General features: G+C 62.0%; 3 protein-coding genes and 1 pseudogene. All 4 read right to left on the bottom strand.

The genetic code is table 11. From position 1 onward, the window contains the following. A pseudogene (locus tag A2I95_RS27230) lies at nt 1-456 on the bottom strand (hypothetical protein); the annotation flags it as partial. 177 nt (nt 457-633) lie between these two features. Continuing rightward, a complete protein-coding gene (locus tag A2I95_RS27225) occupies nt 634-1,998 on the bottom strand; it encodes a TfuA-like protein (protein WP_291734936.1) in 1,365 nt (454 codons plus the stop codon). Then, nucleotides 1,995-3,200, bottom strand: a complete 1,206-nt coding sequence (locus A2I95_RS27220; protein ID WP_291734933.1) for a YcaO-like family protein — start codon at nt 3,198-3,200, stop codon at nt 1,995-1,997. Before A2I95_RS27220 ends, A2I95_RS27225 begins: the two co-directional genes overlap by 4 nt. 143 nt (nt 3,201-3,343) lie before the next feature. Then, nucleotides 3,344-3,918, bottom strand: a 575-nt coding sequence (torT, locus tag A2I95_RS27215) for a TMAO reductase system periplasmic protein TorT (protein WP_291734931.1), incomplete at its 5' end; no start/stop codon positions are given.

Genomic DNA, 3,918 nt, shown 5'->3' with positions numbered 1-3,918 from the left:
TACATCATCCGAGACCGGCATGCCCGCGACACTGTAGATGATGGCGTGGCCGATCTCGTGGGCGACCACGTCAAAGTTCAGGCTGTAGGCACGGTATTCGCCGCCATGCTCCCAGGTGCCGCCGGTTTCCAGAAACCCCCAGCCGATATGCGCGTTGTCCAGGCTTGGCAGCAGCGACAGCTCCAGCCGGTCATAGTCGCGCGCGAAATGCCAGGGGATCGGGTGCCCAAAATACGCCTCCCACACATCCAGTGTGAAATGGGCGGCAGCAAACAAATGCACCGCCTCAAAACCGGGATCTGAAGGCAGAACGTGCATAAAGTGGCCATCTTCGTCCGGCGCTGGCGGTTCCTGGACATCTCCGTGCCAAGGCGGCAAGTACATGCCCGGCCCCGACGGGCCAGGAACGATGGCCCCAAAAGGAATTGTTTTGCCCAAAGGGTTGACTGTATACATCCGAGGCCCCGACGGTCCCGGCCCGATAGAACCGGGCGGCGCGGAAATCTCGACCAGTTCCGGTTCGGGATTCGCAGTCCGGAACGGGGATTGCGGAAACAGTAGAAACCGCGTTCCCGGCGCTTCCTCCTTCAGTTCAAACGTGTCGTCCATGTGCCCTCCAGTTCTGCGGAGGTTTCACCCTATGTGCCCTGCCTGGTCCCTGCCTTCCGGTGCAGACTGTGTTTTTCCCTTTTGATGATACATGAATTCACGCCGGATCAGCGCATAGAATTCATCAAGGTCTTTAAGGCCGATACCCGAGGCATACTTATCCAGGTCATCCGGAATTTCCCGCTGCAGGCGTGTTTCGAAGTACCAGAGGATCAACCGCACCCGGTCCTGCTCAGGCTGGTCGCTGCCCGGCTGGTTTTGTTCAGCCAGCCACTGCGACTTGGAAATGGCGCGGGATTTCAATTGCGCAAAGGCGCCTGCCTGCCGAAGCTCTGCCAGCAAGTGCAGATCCAGCTGTTCGCCCAAGGCATTCACGGCGGTGTCAGCCAGCGTTGTTCCTCCAAGCAGCGCTTCATACCCGTCAGCCGTCAGCCTGTTTTCAGCCAGCCACTGTTTGAGGTCGGCACTGCGGAAAAGCTTGTGTGTTTCCCGGTGGCTGTTCAATTGCTCTAAAATCTCTTGCCGGTCCGCGCGCATCCCCTTTTGTCTGGCATCCTCCAGCGCCAAGCAGCGCACTGCAGCGCGGGTCCGGAATACACCAAAGCGCCGGGGCTCCAGGCGCAACTCATCCAGCACCTGCAGGTCCGCATCCGGCAGGCTGTACGCCTCCGCCTCGATCCGCCGCACCAAGCCCTGCCAGGCAAGCGAGCGTTCAACTTTCTCAGGCGGAATGGAAGCGGCCTTCCCCCCCGTCTCCAAAAAGGCCGCCATACGGATCAGCATCTTCTGCGCGTCCTCGCGCTTGGCATCCACCCGGCCGGTTTCCAGCCAGGCCGAAAACCTGTCAAGCCAGGATGCATCCGCAAATCCCGCAAGGATCTGTTCCCAGGTCCTGTCGTGATAAAACAGTTGCTTGGCCGTTCTGAACAGTTCCGCAGCCTGATCCGCTTCCAGCACCGCGTCAGCTGCCGCGCGCGCCACGGTTGCCCGGATCGAGACCATCGGTTCGCTCAGCGGTGCAAAGCCCAATTCTGCCGGGCTGTGCAGAACAGCAACTTCGTCGTCGTCGCAAATTTCACCTGCAGCATAGGCCTCATAGATGTCCCCAATGCCAACCATCCCGAACGCAGACAGTTCAGCCGCCCGCAGCGCCCCCATGCTGGCGCTGCCGAACGCCGCAATCCCCTGCTCCAGCGCCCACAGGATTTCTTTGTGCCAGACCGAGGGCACGCCTTCGAAGTACCCGTCGATCAAGCCGATGACCGTCGCACCTTGACGGGCGGCCCGGTAAATGTCGCCTTGACCAGCCGGCGGCAGAACAGTGGCATTCAGCAGGTTCCGGACCTCCTCAGTGCTGATTGTCGGGCCTGCAAAAACAACTGCCGTCAATCCTGTGCCTCCGCTGTTCTCAGAACCCTCGGGCCTGCTATGAAATCCGGATCGTCATGCGGCGCCTCCAGTCCCGGGATCACCGCGCGCACCACAGAGATACCCAGACCCGGACGCGACAAATCGACCGTCAGAACTTGCTCCATCCCCGCATCCCCCAGCCGGTTCAGGAGCCATGCCAGGTCATCTTCGAACGACGGCGATGAGTAGGACGGGCAATCTTGCAACCGGTCCACCGGGTCGGTTCGAGCCAACACCGCCCGGACATACTGGGCGCGTTCTGCCGACGCCTTGGGGGTAAACTCATCCGGGTCCAGATCGTCGCGCGCGCCGGAGATATAGGTCAGCCGCGTCTGAGCGGCCTCGGTCAGCGCCCGCAGCAGGGCAATGGCCCGGTCCGGGTGGCAGCCGCTGCCAATGCCGATATGACCGGGCCGGGTGCCGCCTTCGCAAATCATGCAATGAAACGCCGCCACCCCGGTGTCCGAGGCAATATTCCAAACTCCGGCTGTCAATCCTGCTACAGCAAACCGTTCCAGCGCCGCACGGCAGCGCGGGTCGTCTATCGTTTCGGGGTCAATACGCGGACCCGGCAGTGCATGGTGCCACAGAGTGATCGCATCCCTTTCAATCAACTCGCAGATGGCATGGCAGGTGGCTTCCGCCAAGCTGTTACCCGAGGCAAGACCGTTGGTCGTGCGCGGAAACGCACCCTGCCCGCCGCAGGACCGCGCGGTATAGTCGGTGTCAACCATTTCGTAGGGCAGCCAATGCGGCTGGCCTGACGCAAGGTCTTCCCCCTCGATCCACAGCATCGGATGATGCGGATCAAAGCTGCCGCCGGTCACACGGGGCAGCCGCTCAACATCCGCAACAAATGCGTCTTGCCGCAAGTCCAGATAGCTGGCTGCCCGCAAGGGCAGTGTGATCCGTTCCGCGTGCCAGGTCTCGATCGCTTCCATCACGCCCGAGGCCTGTGCCGCTTCCAGCGTCAGCCCCTTGCCCAGCGCCACCGCGACAGAACGGGAATTGGGCCGCGTCACCATCACGGTGGGCAGGCCGACCCGGTCCAGCCCGGTCAGATTGGCGATGCGGGTGATGCCCATACCGGCAAGATGCGGCCGGACTGCAGCCAGCGTCTGCGCCGGATCGCACAGCCGGTGGGTATCCAGAACATATCCCTTCTGCTGCGCCGTTGGCATAGGGCAGACCTCATTGTCACGACTGCCACAGAACGTCTGATAGCCGCCTGGTGGTATCCCGCAGTATTGAAAGAAGGATGGTAGATCACACGCCGCCGGTCAACAGACCTGCCGCCTTCCGTTTCAGCGCCGCCGCAGCACCGTCACCGCTGGGGAAGAAAATCAAACACCGGCACAAAACTAGCCGGTGCCAGGGATTGCTCCAGCATGTCCCCGCGCAGCGAATTCTGATCAAAGACCTGGATTTCCGGCCCGGCATGTCTGGCTTGCAGCTTTCCCTCAATCGCGCGAACAGCCATTTCCACAGCCAGCCGCCCTTGCAGCACTGGGAAATCCGTGGGGGCTGCAATGATGCGGTCACGCAGAACACCCCGGTAGACGGCGTGGGTCATGTAGTCTGACACAACCAGAACCTTCCCCTGCAAACCACGGGCACGCAGGACCGACACCGCGGCCTCGGCAGCAGGCGCAGACCCGGCGATATAGTCCAGATCCGGCGCCTCATCCAAAGCCTCTTCGACGAGGCGGACCTGAATCTCCCGACCGGTGTCTCCGTATTTCGTCACCGCGACCACCGCCGAGCTTTCCGCCAGCGCCGCGCGGAACCCTTGCTCAACAAATTTCACCCAGCCGGCATTCTCGGGACCGGGAAACCAGGCCACTTTCACTGGCGGCGTGCCTTTGGGGTGCCGCGCCGCGATGATGCGCCCGGCCACAG

Source organism: Leisingera sp. F5 (assembly GCF_001593695.1).
Note: the sequence above shows the minus strand (reverse complement) of the source record. Positions and strands in the feature narration are given on the sequence as shown.